The 24,404-nt window shown below is 70.1% G+C and carries 21 protein-coding genes and 1 pseudogene; 10 read left to right on the forward strand and 12 right to left on the reverse strand.

Translation table 11 applies throughout. The annotated features are described in order from the left end of the window. Positions 1–54: 54 nt before the first annotated feature. Positions 55–1,176, forward strand: a complete 1,122-nt coding sequence (locus BHS09_RS00240; RefSeq protein ID WP_174258581.1) for an App1 family protein — start codon at positions 55–57, stop codon at positions 1,174–1,176. Between the two features lie 33 nt (positions 1,177–1,209). Here BHS09_RS00240 and ppk1 read toward each other — a convergent pair whose 3' ends face one another. Beyond that, positions 1,210–3,372: a polyphosphate kinase 1 gene (ppk1, locus tag BHS09_RS00245; RefSeq protein WP_140796853.1), complete on the reverse strand. Its 2,163-nt coding sequence runs from the start codon at positions 3,370–3,372 to the stop codon at positions 1,210–1,212. Between the two features lie 182 nt (positions 3,373–3,554). Here ppk1 and BHS09_RS00250 point away from each other — a divergent pair, with 182 nt between their 5' ends. Continuing rightward, the gene (locus BHS09_RS00250; RefSeq protein WP_174258582.1) at positions 3,555–4,052 is read left to right on the forward strand and encodes a hypothetical protein; all 498 of its coding nucleotides are present in this window, start codon (positions 3,555–3,557) and stop codon (positions 4,050–4,052) included. A 98-nt stretch (positions 4,053–4,150) separates the two neighbouring features. Next, the gene (locus BHS09_RS00255) at positions 4,151–4,654 is read left to right on the forward strand and encodes a hypothetical protein (RefSeq protein WP_237080098.1); all 504 of its coding nucleotides are present in this window, start codon (positions 4,151–4,153) and stop codon (positions 4,652–4,654) included. A gap of 97 nt (positions 4,655–4,751) precedes the next feature. On the opposite strand, the gene BHS09_RS00260 is transcribed toward BHS09_RS00255, so the two are convergent. Further along, the gene (locus BHS09_RS00260) at positions 4,752–6,962 is read right to left on the reverse strand and encodes a tryptophan synthase alpha chain (protein ID WP_140796854.1); all 2,211 of its coding nucleotides are present in this window, start codon (positions 6,960–6,962) and stop codon (positions 4,752–4,754) included. Between the two features lie 244 nt (positions 6,963–7,206). On the opposite strand from BHS09_RS00260, the gene BHS09_RS00265 reads away from it, so the two are divergent. Next, a complete protein-coding gene (locus BHS09_RS00265; protein WP_418763978.1) occupies positions 7,207–8,868 on the forward strand; it encodes a PAS domain S-box protein in 1,662 nt (553 codons plus the stop codon). Further along, positions 8,786–9,481 (forward strand): sensor histidine kinase, encoded by a 696-nt coding sequence (locus tag BHS09_RS40155; protein WP_418763979.1) that lies wholly within the window; start codon positions 8,786–8,788, stop codon positions 9,479–9,481. The genes BHS09_RS00265 and BHS09_RS40155 overlap by 83 nt, the downstream gene beginning before the upstream one ends. A gap of 9 nt (positions 9,482–9,490) precedes the next feature. Here the strand turns inward: BHS09_RS40155 and BHS09_RS00270 are convergent, their stop codons facing one another. The 4 genes from BHS09_RS00270 to BHS09_RS00285 all read right to left on the reverse strand — a co-directional run bounded on the left by BHS09_RS00270 (position 9,491) and on the right by BHS09_RS00285 (position 13,624). After that, positions 9,491–10,390, reverse strand: a complete 900-nt coding sequence (locus BHS09_RS00270) for an MBL fold metallo-hydrolase (protein WP_140786542.1) — start codon at positions 10,388–10,390, stop codon at positions 9,491–9,493. 139 nt (positions 10,391–10,529) lie between these two features. After that, entirely contained in the window at positions 10,530–11,015 is a 486-nt protein-coding gene (locus tag BHS09_RS00275) for a cupin domain-containing protein (protein WP_140796855.1), read from the reverse strand. Between the two features lie 184 nt (positions 11,016–11,199). Then, on the reverse strand, positions 11,200–12,129 hold the full coding sequence (locus BHS09_RS00280) for a TIGR02266 family protein (protein ID WP_174258583.1): 930 nt from the start codon (positions 12,127–12,129) through the stop codon (positions 11,200–11,202). Positions 12,130–12,271: 142 nt separating this feature from the next. Further along, positions 12,272–13,624: an RtcB family protein gene (locus tag BHS09_RS00285; RefSeq protein ID WP_140796857.1), complete on the reverse strand. Its 1,353-nt coding sequence runs from the start codon at positions 13,622–13,624 to the stop codon at positions 12,272–12,274. 277 nt (positions 13,625–13,901) lie between these two features. Between BHS09_RS00285 and BHS09_RS00290 the strand changes: the two genes are divergently transcribed. After that, complete coding sequence (locus BHS09_RS00290) at positions 13,902–14,234, forward strand: hypothetical protein (RefSeq protein ID WP_140786546.1); 333 nt, start codon at positions 13,902–13,904, stop codon at positions 14,232–14,234. Positions 14,235–14,250: 16 nt separating this feature from the next. Here the strand turns inward: BHS09_RS00290 and BHS09_RS00295 are convergent, their stop codons facing one another. Then, on the reverse strand, positions 14,251–14,472 hold the full coding sequence (locus BHS09_RS00295) for an alpha/beta fold hydrolase (RefSeq protein WP_140796858.1): 222 nt from the start codon (positions 14,470–14,472) through the stop codon (positions 14,251–14,253). 244 nt (positions 14,473–14,716) lie between these two features. On the opposite strand from BHS09_RS00295, the gene BHS09_RS00300 reads away from it, so the two are divergent. Further along, positions 14,717–15,631, forward strand: a complete 915-nt coding sequence (locus BHS09_RS00300) for a sigma-70 family RNA polymerase sigma factor (RefSeq protein WP_237080100.1) — start codon at positions 14,717–14,719, stop codon at positions 15,629–15,631. Between the two features lie 96 nt (positions 15,632–15,727). After that, entirely contained in the window at positions 15,728–16,051 is a 324-nt protein-coding gene (locus tag BHS09_RS00305; RefSeq protein ID WP_140786548.1) for a pilus assembly protein N-terminal domain-containing protein, read from the forward strand. Positions 16,052–16,831: 780 nt separating this feature from the next. Here BHS09_RS00305 and BHS09_RS39085 read toward each other — a convergent pair. Beyond that, a pseudogene (locus BHS09_RS39085) lies at positions 16,832–16,942 on the reverse strand (hypothetical protein); the annotation flags it as partial. 189 nt (positions 16,943–17,131) lie between these two features. Between BHS09_RS39085 and BHS09_RS00315 the strand changes: the two are divergent. Continuing rightward, positions 17,132–18,568, forward strand: coding sequence for a protein kinase domain-containing protein (locus tag BHS09_RS00315; RefSeq protein ID WP_140796861.1), 1,437 nt, complete (start codon positions 17,132–17,134; stop codon positions 18,566–18,568). Between the two features lie 2 nt (positions 18,569–18,570). Here BHS09_RS00315 and BHS09_RS00320 read toward each other — a convergent pair whose 3' ends face one another. The 4 genes from BHS09_RS00320 to BHS09_RS00335 form a co-directional block, all read right to left on the reverse strand. Continuing rightward, positions 18,571–18,801, reverse strand: a complete 231-nt coding sequence (locus tag BHS09_RS00320) for a DUF4142 domain-containing protein (RefSeq protein ID WP_237077895.1) — start codon at positions 18,799–18,801, stop codon at positions 18,571–18,573. Between the two features lie 4 nt (positions 18,802–18,805). Continuing rightward, positions 18,806–19,270 (reverse strand): PaaI family thioesterase, encoded by a 465-nt coding sequence (locus BHS09_RS00325; protein WP_140786550.1) that lies wholly within the window; start codon positions 19,268–19,270, stop codon positions 18,806–18,808. Next, positions 19,267–19,719, reverse strand: a complete 453-nt coding sequence (locus tag BHS09_RS00330) for a PaaI family thioesterase (protein ID WP_140786551.1) — start codon at positions 19,717–19,719, stop codon at positions 19,267–19,269. The genes BHS09_RS00325 and BHS09_RS00330 overlap by 4 nt, the downstream gene beginning before the upstream one ends. Positions 19,720–19,785: 66 nt before the next feature. Next, positions 19,786–20,787, reverse strand: coding sequence for a hypothetical protein (locus tag BHS09_RS00335; protein WP_140796862.1), 1,002 nt, complete (start codon positions 20,785–20,787; stop codon positions 19,786–19,788). A gap of 162 nt (positions 20,788–20,949) precedes the next feature. Here BHS09_RS00335 and BHS09_RS00340 point away from each other — a divergent pair, with 162 nt between their 5' ends. Continuing rightward, positions 20,950–24,357: an amidohydrolase family protein gene (locus tag BHS09_RS00340; protein ID WP_140796863.1), complete on the forward strand. Its 3,408-nt coding sequence runs from the start codon at positions 20,950–20,952 to the stop codon at positions 24,355–24,357. The last annotated feature ends 47 nt before the right edge of the window (positions 24,358–24,404 follow it).

Here is a 24,404-nt window from a genome sequence, read left to right on the forward strand (position 1 = left end):
CGCTCAATCGCGGACTCCTCTAGAGTCAGGCTCCACACCTTTACGCTCCGCGCCATGGCCGACTTTCTTCCTCGCTTCTATCGACTCGCCGTCCGCGTGGACGCGCACTATGACGCGCTGAGCCGCAAGCTTCGCCAGAAGCTGGGAATCGCGCCGCCGCTGCGCATCCTCCCCTACCGGGGCTATGGCACGCCCGAGCGCGCCGTCATCAAGGCCCGCGTGCTGGAGGACCGGCATGTGCGGCCGCCGCAGGAGCGCTACACGCTGGTGGGCAGCGCGGTGGCCTCCTACAAGCGCTACATGACGCGCGAGGTGCCGGGCGCGCACGTCGCGGTGCGCTGGGGCGACAAGCGCTGGGAGGGCACCACCGACGAGGAGGGCTTCCTGGAGCTGTGGGTGCCTCCGCCGGACGGGGTGCGCTCGGGCTGGCACATGGTGGAGCTGGAGCTGCTGTCGCCGGACGCGGAGGGCGTGTCCCGCGTGGCCGCGCCGGTGCGGATGGCCGGGCCCGGCGCGGAGTTCGGCGTCATCAGCGACATCGACGACACCGTCATCGTCACCGGCGTCACCGACCTGTTCAAGCGGGCCTGGGCGCTCTTCCTCACCGAGCACCGCGTGCGGCTGCCCTTCCCGGGCGTGGACGCCTTCTATGCCGCGCTCCAGCACGGCCGGGGGACCAGCGCGGACAACCCCATCTTCTACGTGTCCAGCAGTCCGTGGAACCTCTACGAGCACCTGGACGAGTTCCTCTCCCTGCACAAAATCCCCACCGGTCCGTTGCTGCTGCGCGACTGGGGCCTGTCCAGCCAGGGCTTCGCGCCCGGCGGCGGCCATGGGCACAAGCTGGAGAAGATTCGCGCGGTGCTCAGCACGCTGTCGCACCTGCCTTTCATCCTCATTGGAGACAGTGGCCAGGAGGACGCGGAGCACTACCGCACCATCGTCCGTGAGTTTCCCGGGCGCATCCTCTGCGTCTACATCCGCAACGTGCCCGGGCATCAGCGCCGGGCCGAGGAGCTGGCGCTCATCGCCGGGGACATCCGCGCCGCGGGCAGCCAGATGCTCGCGGTGGATGACACCACCGAGGCCGCCCGTCACGCCGCGCGCGAGGGGTGGATTCAGTGGCGCGAGGTGCGCGAGGTGGAGGCCCACCGCCGCGAGGACGCCGAGCGCTGAGACCCCCCGGCGCCCACCGAGGTGCAGGTGCTGTCAGAGCAGCGGACGGCCGCCCTGGAACTGGGCCATGCGCTGGGCGCGCTCCATCATCTCGCCCTGGGCCCAGCGCTTCTCCTCACCGGCGCGCGGCAGCCGGCGGCGCCATCCGCCATCCGCCGTCAGCTCCCAGGCGGACGTGGTGTCGGCCATGCAGCGCTCCAGCGAGTCTTTCACCTGGGCGGCCAGGCTGGCGTCCTCCACCGGCGCGAGGATTTCCACGCGGTGGTCCAGGTTGCGCGGCATCAAGTCCGCCGAGCCGATGAAGCAGCGCAGCTCCGGGCCGCGCTCGAAGATGTAGATGCGCGAGTGCTCCAGGAAGCGGCCCAGCACGGACACCACGCGGATGTTCTCCGACACGCCGGGAACGCCCGGGCGCAGGCAGCAGATGCCGCGCACGTTGAGCTCCACCTTCACGCCCGCGCGGGACGCCTCGTAGAGGGCGTGGATGATGCCGGGGTCCACCAGCGCGTTCATCTTCATCTGGATGCGCGCGGGGCGCTCGGCCGTGTGCGCGGCGACGGTGCGCTTGATTTCCTCCAGCAGGCCCTGGCGCATGGTGAGCGGGGCCACCAGCAGCTTGCGGAAGCTCTTCGGCCGGCCAAACCCGGTGAGGTAGTTGAAGACGTCCGCCACGTCCGCGCCAATGTCCGGGTCCGTGGTGAACAGGCCCATGTCCGTGTAGAGGCGCGCCGTCTTCGGGTTGTAGTTGCCGGTGCCGATGTGCACGTAGTGCCGCACCTTGTCGCCCTCGCGCCGGACGATGAGGATGGCCTTCGCGTGCGTCTTCAGGGACGGAATCCCGTAGACGACGTGCACGCCCGCCTCTTCCAGCGCGTTGGCCCAGCGGATGTTGGTGCGCTCGTCGAAGCGGGCCTTCAGCTCCACCATGCACACCGCCTGCTTGCCGCGCTCGGTGGCGGTAATCAGCGCGGGCACCAGCGGCGAGCTGTCCGACGTGCGGTACACCGTCTGCTTGATGGCCAGCACGTCCGGGTCGGCCACGGCCTCGGTGACGAAGCGCTCCACGGAGGTGGCGAAGGACTCGTAGGGGTGGTGGACCAGCAAGTCCCCCCGGCGCATGGACGACATCACCGTGCCGCCGTCCGGCGCGTCCGCGTCCGTGCGCAGGCGGGCCTGGGTGATGGGGACCCACGGCGGGTCCTTCAGCTCCGGGAAGCCCGGGGCGAAGGCGACGGACTGCAAGTCGTTGAGACCCACCAGGCCGTGCTCCTCGTAGACCTGACGTGCCTCCAGGCCCATGGCCTCCACCAGCGGCTCGAGCAGCTTGGGGCTCATGCCGGCCTGGACTTCCATGCGGATGACGTCGCCGAAGCGGCGCTCACGCAGCTCCGTCTCCACGGCCTTGAGCAGGTCCTCCGCGTCCTCGGACACGGTGAAGTCCGCGTCGCGGGTGACGCGGAAGGTGCCCCAGCTCAGTACCTCCATGCCTGGGAACAAGTCGCCAAGGTGCTGGGCGATGACTTCCTCCAAGGGGACGAAGACGTTGCCCTTGAGGGGCAGGAAGCGCGGTAGCAGCTCCTTGGGCACCTTCACCCGGGCCACGCTCTCCTCGTCCGCGTCCGGGTCTCTCAGCAGCACCGCCAGGCTGAGCGACAGGTTGGAGATGTAGGGAAAGTGCCGCCCCAGGCCGATGGCCAGCGGGGTGAGGACGGGGAAAATCTGCTCCTTGAAGCGCTGGTCCACCTGGGCGCGCTGCTCGGCGTCCAAATTCCTGGCGGAGAGGATGCGCAGGCCCTTCTCGGCCAGGGCGGGGCGGAGCACCTTCTCGAAGGCGTCGCCGTGGCGCCGCGCCTGCTTGAGGATGCCGTCGTGCAGCTTGTCCAGGGTGTCGCTGGGAGAGGCTCCGTCGGGGACCAGGCGCGCCACGCCGCCGCGAATCTGCTCGTGCAGACGGGCGACGCGAATCATGAAGAACTCGTCCAGGTTGCGCGCGTAGATGGCGATGAACTTCAGCCGCTCCAGCAGCGGAATCTCCGGGGACTCGGCGAGCTGGAGGACGCGGTCATTGAAGGCCATCCAGGACAGCTCTCGGTTGAAGAAGAGCTCCGTGTTCTTCGACTCCGCGCCGGCCGGGAGCACGTCCCGGTTGGAGGGCTTCTGGGTGACGCTGCGACCACCGCCGCCGCGTTTCGGCATGGTGACTTGACTCCTCGTTGACTCCCTTGGACGGGATGTAGCAGGCCGCCCCCCTGCTCATTGTAAACTCGCGTGTTACCTGGGAGAGGGAGCCGTCAGGCGATGTAAGCCCTTCCAGGTGGGCGGGCAGGGAGAAAGGGCGGGTGGCGTGGACTTTGTTGCATCCGCGATATGAGGACTGCATGTCAGGCGACGTGAGCGCGACGGAGACGAACCCCCAGGAGGACGCGGCCAGCGGCCTCTTCACGGCCTTCCAGAAGGACAGGAAGGTGCCTCGGGGTCGGTGGGCGGGCGCCCTGCTGGCGGCCCTGGTACCGGTGGTGCTGGGTGTGGGCTTCTGGACCATCGCCAAGGGCGAGGAGAAGACGTTCCGCATCGTCACGCCCCAAGGCTTCAAGTCCATGCGGGGTGGGATGACGACGGAGCAGGTGCGCGCCGTGCTCGGACGGCCCATCACCCTGGAGCGGGACACCAGCGGGGCGGAGTGCTACCGCTACGGGCAGCCCAACTTCGTCAACCCGCAGTTCCTCATCTATTCGGTCTGCTACGAGGACGGGAAGCTGCGGGACGTGAAGACGCACCAGTACTCCGCCTGGAACGTGGACCCCGCCACGGGGACGTTCGCGGCGCCGGGCGAGGAGCCCGCGGACGCGGCGCCCGTGCCCGCTCAGGAAGGCTGAGCCGGCCGTTCGTACCGAAACGATGATGGAACCATGCGTGGCCGCCCGTGAGTCGCGGGTGCCAGGCTCCCTCCGTTCGATGCAGCGGAGGTCGCACCATGAGGCGGTTCTCTCGGGGGCTCACGGCCCTTCTGGCGGCGGCGGGGCTTTCTTCCGCGCAGGCGTCTGACGACGTCTTCGGGTACGCGGTGCCCAGCGAGGACCTGCCGGTGGCGGTGAAGGTCGACTATGTCGTCACGGGTTGTTGGGTGTTCACCCAAAGCACCTTCTACCTGAAGGTGACGCGAAGCGGCGCGGAGGTCTCTGGCCGAGGGGACGACTGGGAAGACCCGGTCAAACTCAGTCCCAAGAAGCTGTCCCGGGCCGAAGGTGAGCGCATCCTCCGGGATTTGACGAGCGCGATGCTTCGTAGAGAGTCCGAGTCGGCCTCCGGTCATGCGCCGACCCACTACGAGACCACTGTCGAGTGGGCCTGTGGTGGTGTCAGGGGGCGAAGCGCGGCACGGTGGCGTTCATGGCACCCGCCTACGACTTGTATTTCCCGGATGAGGGAGAGGGAGACACCTACGCGCGCGCCGTTGGCATCCGTGACGTTGTGGTGAAGGCACTCCGGCAGGCACATCGCTGACACGACGGCACCCAACACATGCGCGTGGGAGTGCCCCAGTGAGGCACTCCGCCACATGGGGTTGCCTCTCGTTACCGGCAGTCGGAGTCCTCCGCGTCCGCGAAGCCATCCGCGTCGTTGTCCGCGCCATCCGTGCACCGGCCTGCTTCCGTCTCGGCGTACTCGCTGATGTGCAGCGTGTACCGGATGGGCGTGTCCTGGTCGGGATTCGCCATGCCGTCCACCACCACCAGCACCGTCTGGCCCTGCGCCAGCGTCACCTTCATGGCGGGCGAGCGCCCGGTCCCTCCATTCGGGTTGGAGGCGCAGCCCAGCTCCGTGCCCCGGCAACCGGTGAGCACGTAGAGCGCGTTGCCCCACTCACCAGGCGCCGTGTCGAAGACGTAGGTGCCCGTCCGTGGTGCCGTCCACAGGTGCGCGCGGTCCTGCTGGAGCAGCGCGCCGCAGGTGCCCTGGAATCCATCGCCGGAGTCCGCCGTCTCGCCGTGGAACGTCACCGGCATCGCGCTGCCCAAATCATGGTGCGCGCAGCCACGGCCACCGCAGCCCGGCGCGTCGTGGCAGTCCGTGTCCGCGCAGTCCACCCAGCGGTCCCCATCATTGTCCATGCCATCGAAGCAGGAGCCCGCCTCGCTGGCGCGCAGCTCGTCGATGTGCAGCTCGAAGTACCCCGCGCTGAACCGGTCCGGGCTCGCCGAGTCCACCACCACCAGCACCGTCTGTCCCTGCACCAGCGGCACCGAGACACGCGCGCCGCCGCCGTAGCTGATGCCGTCCTTCGCGCACGCCAGCTCCGCGCCCCCGCAGCCGCCGCTGCGCACGGAGATGAGCGAGCGGATGGCCGACTTCGCCGTGTCGAAGGTGAAGAGCGCGCTCCTGGGCGCCGTCCATAGGAAGCCCCGGTCCGGCGCGTCGCTCCCGCCGCACGAGGACTGGTGGTCATCCCCCGCGTGCGCGGTGGAGCCCTTCACCATCACCGGCAACACGCTGCCCAGGTTCCGGTCCACGCACACGGACGCGTTCGCCGCGCAGACGTTGGGGGCGCCCGTCGCTCCACAGGACTCGGGCGCCGTGCAGGTGCCGCACTCCAGGACGCCGCCGCACCCATCCGGCACGGTGCCGCAGTCCTTGCCCAGCAGGCCGCAGGTGTACGGGCGGCAGGAAGGCGCCGCGCACACGTTGGGCGTGCCTCCGCCCCCGCACGTCTCGCCATTCGCGCACGTCCCGCACTGGAGCGCGCCGCCACAGCCATCCGGCACGGTGCCGCAGTCCTTGCCCTGCGACTCGCAGGTGGTCGGTGTGCAGAGGGGACGGTCACAGACGTGGTCCACGCCGCCTCCGCCGCACGTCTCGCCCGCCGGGCAGGCGCCGCAGTCCAGGAGCCCGCCGCAGCCATCCGGCACGGTGCCGCAGTTCTTTCCCTGGGACTCGCAGGTGAGCGGGGTGCACACGCCGCCGCCGCACACGTTGGGCTCGGCGCCGCCGCACGTCTGGCCGTCCGCGCAGACGCCGCAGTCGAGCATGCCGCCGCACCCGTCCGCCACCGGCCCGCAGTTCTTCCCCAGCGTCTCACACGTTCCCGGCGTACACGGTGAGTTGCCGCAGACATTGGGCACGCCGCCGCCGCCACACGTCAGGCCGCCCGCGCAGGCCCCACAGTCGAGCATGCCGCCGCAGCCGTCGGACACCTGTCCGCAGTCCTTCCCCAGCGCGTCGCAGGTGGCCCGCTTGCAGATGCCGCGGCCACACACGTTGGGCGCGCCGCCGCCCCCGCACGTCAGGCCGTCCGCGCAGACGCCACAGTCGAGCATGCCGCCACAGCCGTCCGGCACGGCGCCGCAGTTGCGCGCCAGCGACTCACAGGTGTCCGGCGTGCAGGTGGGCTCGCCGCACACGTTGGACGTGCCCCCGCCGCCGCAGGACTCGGGCGCCGTGCAGGTGCCGCAGTCGAGCACGTCTTCACAGCCATCCGACACCGGTCCGCAGTTGAGCCCCAGGGCCTCACAGGTGGTGGGCTCGCAGGGCGCCGGTCCGCACACGTTATGCCGGCCACCGCCTCCGCACACCTCACCGGGGCCACAGGCGCCGCAGTCGAGCGTGCCGCCACAGCCGTCAATGGCGATGCCGCAGTCCATGCCCTGGGAGGCGCACGTCATGGGCTCGCAGGCGGACACTGGCCGGCGGCTGTCCGCGTCCTCGTCCGGTTGCGTTTGGCTGCACGCCACCCACAGCACCAGCCCACACGCCCAGAACCACGCTCCCCGTCGCCCCGCTCCGCGCATGCGCTCTCGTTCCGCCCTGGCCACCACCCGCGCCCAACGTGGGTCCGGGCTTCGCGCATGCCCAGCCGGGGTGTGAGGTGGGGTTGGACGGTGCACACACCGCGGCGCGCGGGCACGGGCGCCGTCTGCCCGAGCGCCTGGTTTCCGACGTTCGAGTCACCCGGCGAGCCCCCTGGATTCAGGGTGCGGAGCGATTCACCCTGCCCGAGGGCATGGGCGGTGGACCGTCTGGGGAGGAGGGGAGGTGGCACGTCCGTGGACGTTCGCGCAGCGCGCGGGCGCCGGCTTCATCATCTCGTTGGTGGTGGCGCTCGTGCTGGCGGGAACGTCCGTGGTGGCGCTGATCTCCGTGCGGGCCAACCACAAGGCGCGCATCCTGGAGCTGTCCCGGGACGTGCTGGACATCAAACAACTGGAGCGGACCTTCAACGACAAGGTCGTCAGTGGGCGGGGCTTCGCTTTATCGGGAGATGCCTTCTTCGCCCAGGACATGTCCGTCGCGCGCGAGCGCTTCATCGCCACCTATGAAGCCCTGAAGCGCCGGCTCACCCAGGAGCCCCTGGCCACGCAACTGGAGGCCGTCTCCCACGCGGAGCTGGAGCACGAGGAGGCCATGCAGGCGCTCATCATGGAGCGCGAGGACGGCGTGCCCCGCCAGCGGCTGGAGCAGATTTTCGACGGCCACGTGGCGGACACGCGCCGCCGCACCATGGACAGCCTTCGGATACTCCACCAGCAGACGGAGGCCCGGCTGTCCCAGGGCATCCATGAGAGTCTGGCCACGGACCGCAGCGCGCTCGGGCTGTCCCTGCTCGCGGGGAGCCTGGGCCTCGCGGGGGCGACGATGCTGGCGTGGACGCTGACGCGCAGACTGCGGCCCATCCAACAGGAGGCAGAGGCCAGCGCGGAGCGCTTCCAGCTCCTCGTGGAGGGGGTGCGCGACTACGCCTTGTTCCTGCTGGACGCGCGGGGCCGGGTGGAGAGCTGGAACCCGGGCGCGGAGCGCATCATGGGCTACCGCGAGGCGGAAATCCTGGGCCAGCCCTCCAGCGTCTTCTATCCGCCGGATGCGGTGGCGGCGGGGATTCCGGACAAGGACCTGGCGCGGGCCCGGAGGGATGGGCGGCTGCACACGGAGGGCTGGCGGGTGCGCAAGGACGGCTCGCGCTACCTGGCGGACACCAACGTCACCGTGCTCCAGGACGCGCACGGGCAGCCGCGCGGCTTCGCCAAGGTGACGCGCGACATCACCGAGCGGCGCCGGGCCGAGCGCACGCAGCAGTTGCTGGCGGAGGCAGGGGGCCTCTTCCACCAGTTCCAGGACCCCGACCAGACGGTGGCTGAGCTGACGCGCATCATGGTGCCGGAGGTGGCGGACGCCTGTCTGCTCTTCCTGATGACGACCAGTGGCGACCTCTGGCCTCGCGCGGTGGCGCACGCGGTGCCGGAGAAGGAGGCGTGGCTGTGGGACGCGGCGCGGCGCTTTCCGCCACCGCGAGACTCGCAGTGGGGCATCTGGCAGGTGATGCGCACGGGACGCTCCGAGCTCAAGAGCGATGTGTCCCCGGAGACGCTGTCAGAGGGACTGGTGGGCCCCGAGCCCCTGTCCCTGATGGAGAAGGTGGGCGTGCGCTCCTACCTCGGTGTGCCGCTGCGGGTGGGGCGGCAGACGCGCGGGGTGTTCGTGCTGCTGACGTCCGCGCCGGAGCGCCGGTTGACGGTGACGGACCAGGTCTTCGTGGAGGAGGTGGCGGGGCGGGCCGCGCTCGCGGGACAACGCCCGGCTCTGGAGCGAGGCGCAGGATGCGGTGGAGCTCATCGGCGTGGCGGCGCACGACTTGGGCAATCCGTTGAACACGCTGCAGTTGCTGCTGCGAAGGCTTCAGCGGATGGAGCTCGCGGGTGAGCAGAAGGCGCGCGACGGGCTGGCGGCGGCGCTGAAGCAGACGCAGCGGCTGGGGCAGCTGCTGCACAACCTGCTGGACTTGTCGCGGCTGTCGTCGGGGAAGCTGATGCTGGACGTGGCGCCGGTGGACCTGCCGGAGCTGGTGCACGAGGTGGTGGAGCGCTTCGCCGAACAGGCCGCGGAGGCGGGCTGCAAGCTGGAGTTCGGCGCGGAATTGGGGCTGGTGGGCCGGTGGGACCGGCTGCGGTTGGACCGGGTGGTGACGAACCTTTTGTCCAACGCGCTGAAGTTCGGCAGGGGACGGCCGGTGGAGGTCCGGGTGGAGTACGCGGGCGTGGCGCGGGCGCGGCTGTGCGTGAGGGACCACGGCGTGGGCATTGCCCCGGAGGCGCAGCGGCGCATCTTCGAGCGCTTCGAAAGAGAGCCCTCCGGCGGCCAGCATGCGGGCTTCGGGCTGGGGCTCTACATCGTCCGGCAGCTGGTGGAGGCGCACGGCGGCACCATCCGCGTGGAGAGCGCCCCCAGCGAGGGCGCCACCTTCATCGTGGAGCTGCCGCTGATGCTGCTGGGTTCGGAGCTGCGCGAGCCACCCGATATATCCCTGCACTCATGAGCCCGCCCGTCACGCGTGCAGCGGCGGCTGGGTATCCACGAAGGTCCGCAGGGGCGACAGCGTCGGCGCCTTCTCCTGCTCCTCCAGCAGCTCGAACTCCAGCGAGTCATGCGCGCAGAACACCGTGACGACCCGTCCGTGCCGCTGCACCAGCTCGCGCAGCCGGCGCATGTTGTGCCAGCGCAGATAGCCGTCCTTCTGCATCAGCTTCTGGTAGGCGCGCAGCCCTGGCGTGCACCGGTACCGGTCAGGGGCCATCTCCCCGTGGTAGAAGTACGCGTCTCCGGCGTGCAGCAGCCAGCCGCTGCCATTCTGGATGGCCACGCCCGCGTGGCCCAGGGTGTGGCCCGGCAGTGGCACCAGCAGGATTTCCGGCGGCAGGCCTGTCAAATCCCGCACGCACTCGAAGCCGAACCAGCGCTCACCGTCTCCACCGGAGGGGTACGTCACCCACTGCGTCTCGTGCATCCACTGCAACGGCCGGTAGCGGCGCCGGTCCAACGGCGTCGCCTGGGCCACGGCGCCCTGGTACTCGTCCGACAGCAGGTGGACCCGGGCGTGTGGGAAGTCGTCCAGGCCGCCGGCATGGTCGAAGTCCAGGTGGGTGAGGACGATGTCGCGCACGTCCCTGGCCTGGAAGCCCATGCGCTCAATCTGCCGGATGGCCGTGGAGCCCTCGTTGAGCTGGGGCCGCATCAGCAGGTCGAGGAACAGGGGCGACAGCCGGGGGCGCCGGTGCTTCACGTCCTCCAGGCCGAAGCCGGTGTCCACCAGGATGAGTCCCTGCCGGCCTTCCACCAGGAGGCAGTGACACGTCAGTGCCGCGGGCCCCTTGAAGCCCTTTCGTCCGTCCACCAGCCGGCCGCCCGGTGGGCACATGGTGGTGCAGTTCAGGTGGTGGATGCGCATCGCTTCCGCTCCTCGGCAGGGAGCCGCTCGGGCGGCCCGGGTCCGGAGCTAAAGGTGCGCCGCGCGGCGCCACGGAGGAATCCGCGCGAGCGGGGTGGCAGAAGGCTCGCCCGCCCGGCGGGGTGCCTGGACGTCCGCCTCAGAGCTGCTGCAGGTGCTCGGCCGTCCGCTCCTCGCGGACGTTGCCGGTGTTGAGCGTGGTGGCGGGCTCGAAGAGCAGGACGTGGACCTCCTCCTCCGCCACGGGACGGTGCTCCACGCCGCGAGGAATGATGATGAACTCGCCTGGGCCCACGTTCACCGTGCGCTCGCGCAACTCCATGCGCAGCTGGCCGTGGAGCACGAGGAACAGCTCGTCCTCGGCGTCGTGATGGTGCCAGACAAAGGGGCCGTGGAGCCGGGCCAGCCGGACGTGTTGGCCGTTCAGCTCGCCCACCACCTTCGGGGACCAGTGCTCGGAGAAGAGGGCCAGCTTCTGCGCGAGGTTGACCTTGTCCACCTCGGGGGCTGGTGCGTCCAGGGTGCCAGTGCCTTCCAAGGCACGGGCAGTGTCGGCGCGGCGGCGGGAGTCCCAGCGCGGACGACGTCCGGCGAGGACCGTGGGGCTGCGATGAGGCGCGCTCATGCGGGTGTCATCTCCTTCCGCGGCGCCGCTGCATTGGCTTGCGCCATGAGTTCGTCGTCGGAGTGTCTGTCTTCTGCGGAGGATAATCCCGCCTGTCAGCGCGCGGGAGTGGCCGCGAGGTCGACTACCCGACGGATGACGTGAAACATCGCGCCCGCGTGTCACGAAGGCGTCTGTCTCGAGCTCAGTCCGGGAAGAACATCGGGTCGCGCGTGGTGACGAACGAGGAGATGGCGCTGGCCACTTCCGCCGGCAGCCCGGTGAATTGCACACCCACGCCTGGCATCAGCTCCGGCGTGCGGGAATTGGCCTCGCGCACCCAGCGCACCACGCCCGCCACCTTCATGGGACGGCCGCCCGGCAGCGTGAAGTCCAGCTCCACCTGCGTGCCGCGCGGCACCGCGTCCACGGTGGCGATGAAGACGCCGCCCTCGCTGATGTCCAGTGAGAAACCCGTGAAGAAGTTGGAGTCGCTGCGCATGTCGATGGACGTGTGCATCCGCACCCGTCCGTTGCGCCGCGCGTCGTTCTCCGGCGCCGCGGCGGGCCGTGCCGCGGCTGCTGGAAGGGGCGCGTGCCCCTGGGCCCTCGCCGCGGCGGCCGCCCGCGCCAGCTCGGCCTGGCGGGCCTTGGCCGCTTCGTGCTGTGCCCGCGACGCGGCTTCCTGGCGGGCCTTGGCCGCCTCGGCCTGACGCTTGAGCACCGCTTCCGCCTCGGTCACCGCGCGGGCCACCTGCGCCGCCTGCTCCTGGTGCGCCCGCAGCAGCGACTGCATCTCCGAACCCGCCTGCCGCCGGGCCTGGAGCGCCGCCTGCCGGGCCTGGAGCGCCCGGGCGCGCGGCGCCTCCACGTCCAGCGCGGGCGCAGCGGCAAGCTGCAACCGGGAGGCCTGTTCCCCCAGCATGGGGTCGGCGCCGGGGGCCTGGTGGGCCCGCGTCAGCGCCTGCCGCGTCTGCTCCAGCCGGGTGGCCAGCGTGGACGCCTCCGCCGTGGTCTGGGCGAGTTGTTCATGGAGCCGGGCCTCCAGCGTGGACAGCTCGCTCTCGGCGCGAGCCAGCTCCGCTTCACGGGAAGCAGCCGGGGGCATGCGGGCAGCAGGGGACGGCGAGCTCATGGGCGAAAGACTCCAGGGGCGCCCACTGTAGCGTCCCCCGGACGGCCCCACGAGCCCTACGCGCCGAGCCGGAAATGACCCGGGGCCGCCCGCCTCCCGGGGATTGGCGGCGGGCAGGCGGCCGTGCGCCGCCCGGGCCGCCTCAGTCCGCGCCCTTGATGCAGGCCACCGGCTTGAGCCGGTAGGCCACCCGGGCCAGCCCCGCCATCTCCACCGTCTCCAGGACGTCGTCCAGGTTCTTGTAGCAAGGGCCGGACTCGTCCAGCGGCGTCTGGCGGGTATTGAGGAGGATGCCCGCCTCGGCCATGCGCTTGTCGGTGGCGTCCTGCTTCAGCACGCGCCTCGCCTCGCCGCGCGACATGCGGCGGCCGGAGCCGTGGTTCACCGAATAGATGGACTTCTGTGCGCCCGGCTCGGCGAAGAGGATGGCGCTGCCCGTCTCCATGGAGCCCGGGATGAGGATGGGGTGGCCCGTGTTCTCCCAGGGCGTGCCCTTCAGCGCGGGGTGTCCTCCGGGGAACGCGCGCGTGGCGCCCTTTCGGGCGACGAACTTCCCCGCCTCCTTCTGGATGAGGTTGTGGGAGATTTCGTAATACACGCTGGCCGTGCCGCCGAAGACGTCCTCCAGCGCCGCGCACACCGCCTCACCGATGATGAGCCGGTTGGCCACCGCGAAGTTGGCCGCCATGTTGTGGAGGTTCCAGTAGTCGCGGCCCAGCGGGCTCTCCGCGTCCAGCCAGACATGGTCCTCGCTGCGGCTCTTGAGGCCCAGCTGCGCGGCGCCCTCCACGAAGAAGTGCTTGGCGATGTTCCACCCGAAGCCGCGGCTACCGGTGTGCAGCATCACCCACACGCGGCCGTCCTGGTCCACCTGCATCTCGGTGAAGTGGTTGCCGCCGCCCAGGCTGCCCAACTGCTCACGCTTGCCGAAGGCGCGCTCGGGGATGTCCACCCGGTCGTCCTCGACGGGGATGTAGTCGCGCTCGGTGACGGATGAACCCCGGCCCAGGGCCTTGGCACCGTGGCGCACCACGTCCGCGAAGGTGCGGTCCGTCACCCTGCGCTGCTTCTGCACGCGGCTGGCGCCCACGCCCACGGCGATGCGCTTCGTCACCTCTTCAATCCAGCGGCGGCGCTTCGTGGCGTCGGCGACGTCCTCGGCGGTGAGCGTCGTCTGCAACTGCACCATGCCGCAGCCGATGTCGTAGCCGGCGGCGGTGGGCAGGAGGATGCCGTCCGTTTCCACCACCGTGCCAATGGGTACGCCGTAGCCCAGGTGACAGTCGGGTGTGACAGCCACGCGGGTGACCCCGGGGAAGGATGCCGCATTCACCACCTGGTCAAAGACAGAGTCCTCCAGTCCAGGTTGCTCGGGGCCCTCCCCCCACAGCAACTTGTCGGACAGGAACAGGTCCGCATCGACCTTCATGCTCTTGGTCTTCGCCAGGACGTAATGGCCCTCTGAGACCTTCTCCAGCCGCTGCTTCCAACTCATGACCCGAATCCCCCAGATGGGATGAACACGCGGCAGCGACGGGAGCGTCCAGGGAAGCTGACGCCAGGAGCCGAAACCCGAAAACAGGAGCAGAGGATGCTGGGGGCACAGGCGGGAAGGCGAGCGAATTCGGAGCCGCGCGCGGCCGCGGCCGGGACGTGCCCGGCCGGGCGAAAGTCAGCCCGAGAGCGGACGGCGAGGCTCCGATCGCCCCGGGACTTGTCACGTCCGGATTCCATTCCCATCCATTCCGCAGCATCCAGGTAGGGGGTGGGCGATGGGTTTCCTTGGTGGGATTTTCCTGGCGGTGGCGTTGCAGACGGGACCCGTGGAGAAGGAGCAGGCACAGACGTCGGTGGAGGTGGCAGCCCCGGTGTTCAATCCCTCCGCGTGCGCGAAGAAACGGGTGGACCCCTGCGGGTGTCACCATGTGTATGGCATCCGGCACTGCCACCCGAATCGGAAGGGTGACCACTGCGAGGCACCGGTGAAGGCGGAGGTCGAGGCCCCGCGCAAGAGCCAGGACGCCTCGAAGAAGGCGGACACGCAGGCCCGGACGCGCGAGCCCGAGAAGAAGCAGCTCGACCCGAGCAAGTCCGTGTCCATGTAGGACCCAGGCGCGCGGGCTATTCGCGGAGGAACGCGGAGACCTCGCGCGCCAGCAATTCAGGCGCGGTGACGTGGGCCACGTGGCCCTGTCCGGGCAGGATGCCCAGGCGGGCGTGGCTCAGCGTCCGCGCGAGCGCACGGCAGGGCTGGGCCAGGAGCACCTCCGGGCTGCGCGCTCCCAACAGGCCCAGGGGAAGCCCTTCCAGCGCGCGCAGCTCCCGGGCGAAGCGGGGCGTCATCTTCCACCCGCCGCGACCACCGCGGCGTCTGACGGAAGGCCTCCAGTCATGGTGGAGCGGGGTGCCTTGTGGCTGGTGTGGCCGCCCGCGCGCCCCACGCCGCCCAAGGTAATGGCCTTTGGCGACTTCCTGGCGCAGTGGCTCGCCGAACTGTCGTGAAGGCCGGGTGGAAACGGGGGGAGGGAACGGGGTAACTAGGCGGGTGAGCCGTGCCGCTCCAGGCACGCGCGGTGCCGAGGTGCGCATGCGAACGCAGCAGAGCCGCTCGCTCGTCTTCCTCCAGCAGCTCGGCCCCGGGGCACGTGAGGGCTACGAGGCCCTGCCCGGGCTGGAGGACACGCTGGTCGCGCTCTACGCGGCGGCGCGGCAGGCCTGGCCGGGCGTGACGCTGGCGGAGGAAGACTTCCTGCGCCACCTTGCTTCGTGCCTGCCACGGGACGAGGAGCCCTCACGGGTGCTGGCCACCGTGCATGCCGCGGACCTCTATCTGGCGTGCGCCTGTGTGCGGGGGAGCGCCGCGGCGCATGTCGCGCTGGAGCGCCACGTTCTTCCCAAGGCGGCGGCGTCCTTGGCTCGGATGCGGGACACGGGGGTGGACCCCTCCGAGGTGGTTCAACACCTGCGCGAGCGGCTGCTCGTCCCGGAAGGTGACCGGCCCGCGCGCATGGCGGAATACCAGGGCAGTGGTCCGCTCGCGGCCTGGTTGCGGGCGGCAGCGGTGCGCACCGCCCTCAACCTCCAGCGCTCGGAGCGCCGGAGGGCCCACGCCGAAGAGGAGGCGGAGGCGCTCCCGCTGCCAACCCAGGCGGGCATGGCGGACGTCGAGCTGGACTACCTGCGCAAGAACCACCGCGAGCATTTCCAGGCGGCGCTCTCCGAGGCACTGAATGCCCTGCCCACGCGGGAGCGCACCGTGCTGCGCTTGCACGTGGTGGAGGGGCTGAGCCTGGAGCGCATCGGCACCATGTACCAGACGCACAAGTCCACCGTGTCGCGCTGGGTGGCCCGCGCCCGGGAAGCGGCGCTGGAGGGCACACGTCAGCGGCTGGCGGAGCGGCTCCGGCTCACCTCCGGCGAACTGCACAGCCTGATGCAGGTGGTACAGGGAGAGCTGGACCTGAGCCTGTCGTCCTTGCTGAGCCTGCCTGGGGCTTCCTGAGGGTCCGCAGACTTTTTTCGCGGCCGCGTGCAACGCTCCGGCATGGCCGGTGTCATCCGGGTGAAGGTGGAACACCCCCCTCTTGGAGGACACACCATGCATCACCCAATTGGCCTTGCCCTGGTTGCGCTGGCGTTGGTGGGAGCGCCTGCGCTGGCGGAGGAGTCGAAGCCGGCCCCGTCTTCTGGGGCCTCGGCCACCACCGAGGAAACGGTGGTCGTGAAGAAGGGCAGCCATCGCGAGCTTCAAATTCCGGGAATGGTCCGCATCGCGATTGACGAACCGGAGATTGCGGACATCAAGGCGCTCGGCAAAGGGGTGCTGCGCATCACCGGTAAGCAAGCCGGTGAGACAGCGCTGCTCGTGTGGGCGGGGCCCGAGAACAAGCGCAGCAGCTACCGCATCGTCGTCACTGATTGATGCAGGGCATTGGTGGCCATGGTGCCGCCATGTGACATGAATGGAATCCGCGCTCCTCCGCGCAGGGATGAGGGGCGTGGGCGCCGCTGGACCAGGGCTTCGCGCCGTCGGAAGCGGCCGGGGACAAGGTGCATGCGAGAGCGGTGCATCACCTGCCGCCGCACGAAGGCGCGTCGCAGTTGGAGGTGGTTCAGCGGATGCGGTGGGGGCCACCGCCCCACTTGTCCGAGCTGACGTGTCCGCCGTGAGCCCTGGATGCGCGTGGTCACCTCCCGAAGGCGGATTGCCACCACCTCGAGGCTTGGAGGGCTCATCTAGAGAGAGCGCCTTCCAGAGGACCTCCGCGGCAGTCTCGACGTCTTCTTCACTCACCACCTCGCCCCGGCCCGCGCGGCGCACGAGCTCCGACAGCACGCCCCACACCATGCACTCATGGAGCCAGGTGCGGCCCTTGGGAAACACCTTCTCGCGCTCGCCATGCTCGAGGACCTCCAGCACCTGCGCGCGCGTCCGTCCGTCATGCTCGCCCGGTGGGTCCGTGTCCGGATGGTTGTGAAGGAAGGTGAAGCCCACGAGGTGGGGCTGCAACAGCGCCCAGGTCGCGAACTCGCGCCAGAAGGCGATGAAGACGTCGCGAAAACCCTGCCGCAGCGGGTCGCCATCCGCCATCTGGTAGGCGACGAAACCCGTGTAGGACAGCTCGCGCTCGGTGAGGGTCCGTATCGCCCTCGCGATGCCCTGCTTGCTGCCGTAGTAACGATACAGCGAGCCCACCGAGAGCCGCGTGGCCCGGGCCAGTTCCGCGGCCCGGACGTTGTCGAACCCCCGCTGTGCCAGCAACTCCGCCGCGTCACGCAGCCTGAAAGCGCGCATCTCCGCCAACGTGTACATCCGCCCGTCCCCCTGTCTTCGCGGCCGTCGCGTGGAAGGAACGTTCCCTCCACGACGACCTGTCTACAGGGAGGGGCTGACACGAGGTGGGAGGTCGGGTCGGCGCGGCAGCGGAGCTGACTTCGAGGGTGGGAACACTCGGGTGGGCTGTTCGGCGCGGACCCGGGCTGCGATGATTCGAGGTGCGCCATGAACCCGTTGCACCGTCCTCCGATGTCCGCATGTCCGGATGAGAACCTGCTCGCGGCCTTCGTCAGTGGCTCGGCTCCCGTGGGGAAGGTGGCGGTGGTGGAAGCGCACCTCGACGGTTGCGCGGACTGCCGGGCGTTGGTGGCGGTGGTGGCGGCCAGTTCCTCCCTGCCGGGCACGGTCGCCGTTGAGCGTGAGGCGGAGGCGTCCACGCGGTGGGACACGGGCGCGGCGACGTTGCCGGACGCGCGGGAGGAGCCGGTCCTGCCGCCAGGGACGCGGCTGGGGGCCTATCTGCTGCAGGGCGTGTTGGGCATGGGAGGGATGGGCGTGGTGTACGCGGCGGATGACCTGCGGCTGGGGCGGCGGGTGGCGCTCAAGCTGTTGAGGCCGCTGCCCGCGGGCGCGCAGGACCAGGGTCGTGAGCGGCTGCTTCGCGAGGCCCAGGCCATGGCGCGGCTCTCACATCCCAACGTGCTGCCGCTCTTCGAGTTGGGGGCGGCGGAGGGGCACGACTTCCTGGCCATGGAGTGGGTGGACGGCACGACGCTCGCGGACTGGCTTCGGGAACGCGAGCGTCCATGGCGGGACGTGTTGGATGTCTTCCTGGCAGCGGGAGCGGGGCTGGCCGCCGCCCATCGCGCGGGGATGGTGCACCGCGACTTCAAGCCGTCCAACGTGCTGGTGGGGCGCGACGGCCGGGTACGCGTCACGGACTTCGGGCTCGCGAGGCGCGGCACGGGGGCGTCTCCCGAGGCGCCGGTCGGTGTGGGCGAGGGTGCATCGAAGGCCTCCATGCTCACGGAGTGGGGGCAGGCGGCGGGAACGCCGGCGTACATGTCTCCCGAGCAGCGCGCGGGAAGGGCCGTGGACGCCCGCAGCGACCAGTACAGCTTCTGCGTCGCGCTCCACGAAGCGCTCCACGGTGAGCGCCCCGGCCACCTCGCTGCCCCGGCCGCACCGCGAACGTCGAGCGTGCCGAGGCGTCTCCGCACCGCGCTGGCGCGGGGGCTCGCGAACGCGCCCGAGGACCGCTTCCCCAGCATGGAGGCGCTGATGGCGGTGCTCTCCCTGCCTTCGCCGGAATGGGGCCGCCGGGGCATCCTGGCCCTGGCGGGAGCGGGTTCCCTGGTGGTCCTGGGCGTGCTCCTGTGGAAGCCGTCTTTTCTGTTCCAGTCCGACGCCGCCACGCCGCGAGCCGAGAGGCCCGGGCGCATGGGCGCATCGCCGATTGTCCTGCGCGTCGGCGACGTGCACGAACTGGCTGTTCCTGGACTCCAGCGCATCGCGGTGGGTGAACCGAGCCTCGTCGAACTCACCGTGCCGCGTCAGGGCGTGGTGCGTCTGAGGGGGATGGAGGAGGGCATCACGGACCTGATTACGTGGAGTCACGCCGGGGAGATGAAGTCCCGAGTCCTGGACGTCACCGCGCGCTGACGTCAGCGTCCGCCGGGAGCCCTGCGTGCCTGGCGGGGCGTTTCCTGTCTCAGCAGCCGGTACGCCTGCTGCCGGTGTTCGCGCAGCGTGGGCAGCGTGTCCCCGAGCAGCGCTTGCAGCCCGGCGTCGCCGGAGAACTGCTGCTGACCCGCCATCACCTTGGCGATGTCCGCGTCATGGTCGCCCACCATGGCGGCCAGGAAGGCGCGGTCGAACGTTGTCAGCGGCTCCACACGTCTACTGCTCCGACAGCAGGAACAACGCGTGCGCGCTGGCGATGGGCCGCGTGCGGTCGTCCTGCCACGCATCCACCCGGACGTTGGCCACGCGCCGGCCCTGGCGGGTGATGAACGCCTTGGCGAAGGTGTCCTGCGGTTTGCCCGAGCGAAGGAAGTCCACCGTGAGCGAGATGACCTTCGGCACGCGCTCGGTGTTCGTCTGCAGCAGCAGCTCGAAGACGGCGGCGGATTCCAGCAGCGCGCCGAGCGTGCCGCCGTGCAGGGCGGGAATCAGGCTGTTGCCGATGTTCCTCGGGTTGAAGGCCATGCGGCAGAGCATTTCGCCGGCGAGATTCTCCACGCCGATGCCCATGAAACGCGTGTAGGGGATGGCGTCGGTGAGGCGCTTGTACTCGCGCGTCTTGCGCACCTGGCGCACCAACTCGGCGAGGGGAGGCGTCGTGGACTCGGACATGGTCGTCATTCCTCTGTCCGCATGAAGGTGCCCTGGGCGGAAGCCACGGGGTGGCCCGGGTCGCCCTGGTGGACGAGCGCGCGGACGAAGGCCACCTGGCGGGTGAGCCGGTAGCACTCGGCCACGCAGGTGAGAACGATGCCGGGCCGCGCGGGGCGCAGGTAGTCGATGCGCAGGTCCAGCGTGACGAGCGGGGCGAAGCGGCCCAGCTTGAGGAACACGGCGGTGCCGCAGGTGGCGTCGATGAGCGTCGTCACCGCGCCGCCGGCGATGACGCCGGTTTCCGGGTTTCCGACGAGGTTCTCCGCGTAGGGCAGCTCGACGGTGGCCTCGGCGGCGACGACGTCCACCAGCCGCAGCCCCAGCGCGTGATTGTGGGGCACGACGTCGGTGTAGAAGATCGCGCAGCGCTCCATCCGCTCGGCCTTGTCTTCAGGAAGCGTGAAGTCGTCCGACATGAGGGGCGCGATACCAGATTCAGGGCCGCATGGCGCCCTGTGTTTTGACGGGGGCCGGAACGCCCGCTAGGCGGCCACGGCCGCGGCGCTGGAGAGCTGCTTCCACGCACCGGCAAGCGACGTGCCGATGTCCCGCATCACCGCGTCATCCGACCAGTAGAAGGGGTGGACCAGGGGTGTCCACGAGAAGAGCGGGCCCGCCACGCGCACGGCGCGGTCCTCCACCGCGGCGTGATAGGCGGCGCTGAGGGGCTGGAGCGGCCAGGCGAAGACGTCGTCCTCGTCGTGGAAGTTGAGCCACCGTCCGCCAAGCCCCGGATGGTGGCCCGCCAGCTCCGGCGCGGGGACCTGCACGGGCTGGTCGAGCTCCGCGTGGGGATAGCGCAGGCTCCACAGGGCCATGGGACTGCCCAGCGTGTAGAAGTGGCTGAGCGTCTCGCCACGCTCCAGGGGCGAGCTGCCCTGGGCCGCGCGCACCGTCTCCTCGATGATGTCCCGCCCGGCCAGTCGCTGGGCCTGCAAGTCATAGAAGTAGTTGCTGGCGATGACGCTGCCCAGGCTGTGCGCGATGACGCAGAGCGGAGCGGTGTCACCGGCCTGCTGGCGCAGGCGGCCCAGGGCCTCGGCGACCTTGCGGTGGATGCCCGTGTAGACGTCCGGGTCGGCGGGGTTCGTCTGGTAGGCGATGATGTCGCCCACGAAGTGCACCAGCATCCACCGCAGGCCGGGGTAGCGCAGGTCCATGCCGCGCAGGGACGGCCGCATCAAGCGGAGCATCATCGGCACGAGCGCGGACTCGTGACCCTGGTTCACCGTGCGCACGCTGTCATAGAGGGATTTCCAGTAAGCGTCCGCGTCGGCCGAGGCGTAGCGGGCGAGCAGGTCCTTCTCCGCACCTTCCAGCACGGAGGCCCAGTTCACCGTCTCGACGGCGAGTGTGTCCGGCCCGGCCCCCGCGTGCTGCGCGAAGTGCTGGCGCAGCAGGCGCACGGCGGTGTCGTAGAGACCCGGGTCATCCACTTCAATGCCGTGGATGACGAGCACGGCGAGCTTCTGACGCGTCTGCATGGAGACTCCCCCCTCGGAATCAGTGCTGCTCGACGGGCGTGAGCTTACACGGCCCGGAAGAGGCTCGCCTGTTCGCCTGTTCTCGGCCGGCATCCAACAGCCCCTTGGGGCCGGATAGTCTCCGGCACCCGACACACGGTTTCTTCCTGATGAGGACTTCTGGTGAAACGACTGACCTCCTCCCTCCTCGCCGTCCTGCTGATGCCCGCCGCGCCGATGGCCGCGCAGCAGGCTCCGGCGAAGCCTCCCGCGGTCCGGCAGGACCCGCCACGGCCGGCACCCGACACGAAGGACGCCGCGCGCGACGCGGCCCGCGCCGCCGAGGTAGACGCCCCGCGTCCGCCGTCCGGTGAGGCCGCGCAGAAGGCGGAGAAGGAAGGGGGAGACACCTGGAAGGTGGACGCGCCGGGCTTCCCCGCCCGCCAGGTGAACATCGACGTCACCGAGGGCACGTGGATGAACGTGGACGTCAGCCCGCGCGGAGACGAAATCGTCTTCGACCTGCTGGGGGACATCTACGTGCTGCCCATGGGCGGCGGCGAAGCGAAGGCGCTGACGTCCGGCGTCGCGTGGGACATGCAGCCGCGCTTCAGCCCGGACGGCAAGCGCATCGTCTTCACCAGTGACCGGGGCGGCGGAGACAACATCTGGGTGGTGGACCGGGACGGCTCGAATGCGCGGGCGGTGACGGAGGAGAAGTTCCGCCTGCTCAACAGCCCCGCGTGGAGCCCGGACGGGCAGTTCATCGTGGCGCGCAAGCACTTCACCGCGCGGCGCTCGCTGGGCGCGGGCGAGGTGTGGATGTACCACCGCGCCGGTGGCGAAGGCGTGCAGCTCACCGAGCGCACCAACGACCAGAAGGATTTGGGCGAGCCCGCCTTCTCCCCCGACGGACGCCACGTCTACTTCAGCCAGGACGTCTCGCCGGGGAAGAGCTTCGAATACAACAAGGACCCCAACGGCCAGATTTACGCCATCCAGCGGCTGGACCTGGAGACGAAGGAAATCGAGCCCTTCATCACGGGGCCGGGCGGTGCCATCCGCCCCACGCCGTCGCGTGACGGCAAGCAGCTGGCGTTCGTCCGCCGGGTGCGCGCCAAGAGCGTGCTCTACGTCACCGACGTGGCGTCCGGCGCGGAGCGCTCGCTGTACGACGGGCTCGACCGGGACATGCAGGAGACGTGGGCCATCCACGGCGTGTATCCGGGCATGGCGTGGACGCCGGACAACAAGGCGATTGTCTTCTGGGCGGGCGGCAAGCTGCACCGCATCGACGTGGCCACGAAGAAGGTGACGCCCATTGCCTTCCGCGTACGGGGCACGCGCACGATTTTCGAGGCCGTGCGCAGCCCGCAGGCGGTGGCCCCCGAGCGCTTCTCCACGAAGATGCTGCGCTGGGTGCAGGTGTCCCCCAAGGGGGATCGCGTGGTGTACCAGGCGCTGGGCAAGCTGTACGTGAAGGAGTTGCCCGCGGGTACGCCCCGGCGCCTGACGAAGCAGGACGACCACCTGGAGTTCTACCCGTCGTTCTCCCGGGACGGGCGCTCCATCGTCTACACGACGTGGGACGACGAGAAGCTGGGCACCATCCGCGTGGTGTCCGCCACCGGCGGCGAGGGCAAGGTGCTGACGCAGCAGCCGGGCTACTACGTGGAGCCCGCGTTCAGCCCGGATGGCAAGACGCTGGTGTACCGCGCGTCCGGGGACGGCTACCTGATGCCCGGGCTGTGGAGCCGGAACACGGGCCTGTTCGCCATGCCCGCGGGCGGCGGCACGCCGAAGCGCCTGGCGCGTGACGGTGAGCAGCCGCACTTCGGCGCGCGCTCGGACCGCGTCTATTTCCTGCACGTGGAGCACAAGGAGAAGGAGGACGTCCGCTCCCTGAAGAGCATCGGGCTGAGCGGGAGCGAGGAGCGCACGCACCTGACGAGCGCCGAGGCCACCGAGCTGCGCGTCTCCCCGGACGAGCGGTGGGTGGCGTTCCGGGAGAACTTCAACGCCTTCGTCGTCCCCTTCGCGCTGGGTGCGAAGTCGGCCTCGGTGGGGCCCGGCGCGAAGGCGCTGCCGCTGGCGAAGGTGAGCCGGGACGCGGGCGAGTACCTGCACTGGTCCGGCGACAGCCAGCGCCTGCACTGGGCGTTGGGGCCCGAGCTCTTCACGCGTGCGCTGAAGGAGAGCTTCGCCTTCATCGACGGTGCGCCGGAGAAGCTGCCGGAGGCGCCGGAGAAGGGCGTGGACCTCTCCTTCCCGGTGAAGGCGGACGCGCCGGAGGGCACGCTGGCCCTGGTGGGGGGCCGCGTCATCACCATGAAGGGTGACGAGGTCATCGAGCAGGGCGTGGTGGTGGTGCGAAACAACCGCATCATCGCCGTGGGCCCGGTGGGCAAGGTGCAGGTGCCGTCCGGGGCGAAGGTGGTGGATGTGAAGGGCAAGACGTTGATGCCCGGCCTCATCGACGTGCACTGGCACGGGGCCATGGGCATGGACGGGCTGATGCCCGAGCAGAGCTGGGTGCATGCGTCGTCCCTGGCCTTCGGCGTGACGACGCTGCACGACCCGTCCAACTCCTCGGAGGAGGTCTTCGCGGCCAGTGAGCTGGCCCGGGCGGGCGGCGTGGTGGCGCCGCGCATCTTCTCCACGGGCACCATCCTCTACGGCGCGTCCGGCGCGGGCTACCGCGCGCCCATTGAGACGGTGGACGACGCGCGCTCGCACCTGCGGCGGATGAAGGCCATGGGGGCCTTCAGTGTGAAGAGCTACAACCAGCCGCGCCGGGACCAGCGGCAGAAGGTGCTCCAGGCGGCGCGCGAGCTGGACATGCTGGTGGTGCCGGAGGGCGGCTCGCTGCTCCAGCACAACCTCACGATGGTGGTGGACGGGCACACCGGCGTGGAGCACGCGATTCCGGTGGCGCGCATCTACGCGGACGTGAAGCAGCTGTGGGGCAAGAGCGGCACCGGCTACACGCCGACGCTGGGCGTGGCCTACGGCGGCGTCTGGGGTGAGAACTACTGGTACCAGAAGACGAACGTGTGGGAGGACGAGCGCCTGTTGTCCTTCGTCCCGCGCCGGGTGGTGGATTCGCGCAGCCGCCGGCCGTCCATGCACGTGCCGGACGACGAGTTCAACCACTTCGCCGCCGCCACCGTGGCGCGTGAGCTGAGTGACGCGGGCGTGAGCGTGCAGCTGGGTGCGCACGGCCAGCGTGAAGGCCTGGCTGCGCACTGGGAGGTCTGGATGTTCGGCCATGGCGGCATGAAGCCGCTGCAGGCGCTGCGCTCGGCGACGCTGAGCGGGGCGCGCTACCTGGGCCTGGACGGGGAGATTGGCTCGCTGGAAGAGGGCAAGCTGGCGGACCTCATCGTGCTGGATGGCAATCCCTTGCAGGACCTCAAGCACAGCCGCTCGGTGCGCTACACCATGGTGAACGGGCGCCTGTACGACGCGGCCACGCTCAACGAGGTGGGGACGCGCCAGCGCCCGCGCGCGAAGTTCTTCTTCGAGAAGGACGGGAACGAAGGCTGGAGCCCCAAGGCCACGGAGCACACGCACACGCACGCGTGCGACTGAGCCCCCAGGCACCCCCACCCGAGGCGGGCTGGCGCTAGAGTCCGCGC

It is taken from the genome of Myxococcus xanthus (assembly GCF_006402735.1).
In the GTDB taxonomy this organism is placed as follows: Bacteria; Myxococcota; Myxococcia; order Myxococcales; family Myxococcaceae; genus Myxococcus; species Myxococcus xanthus_A.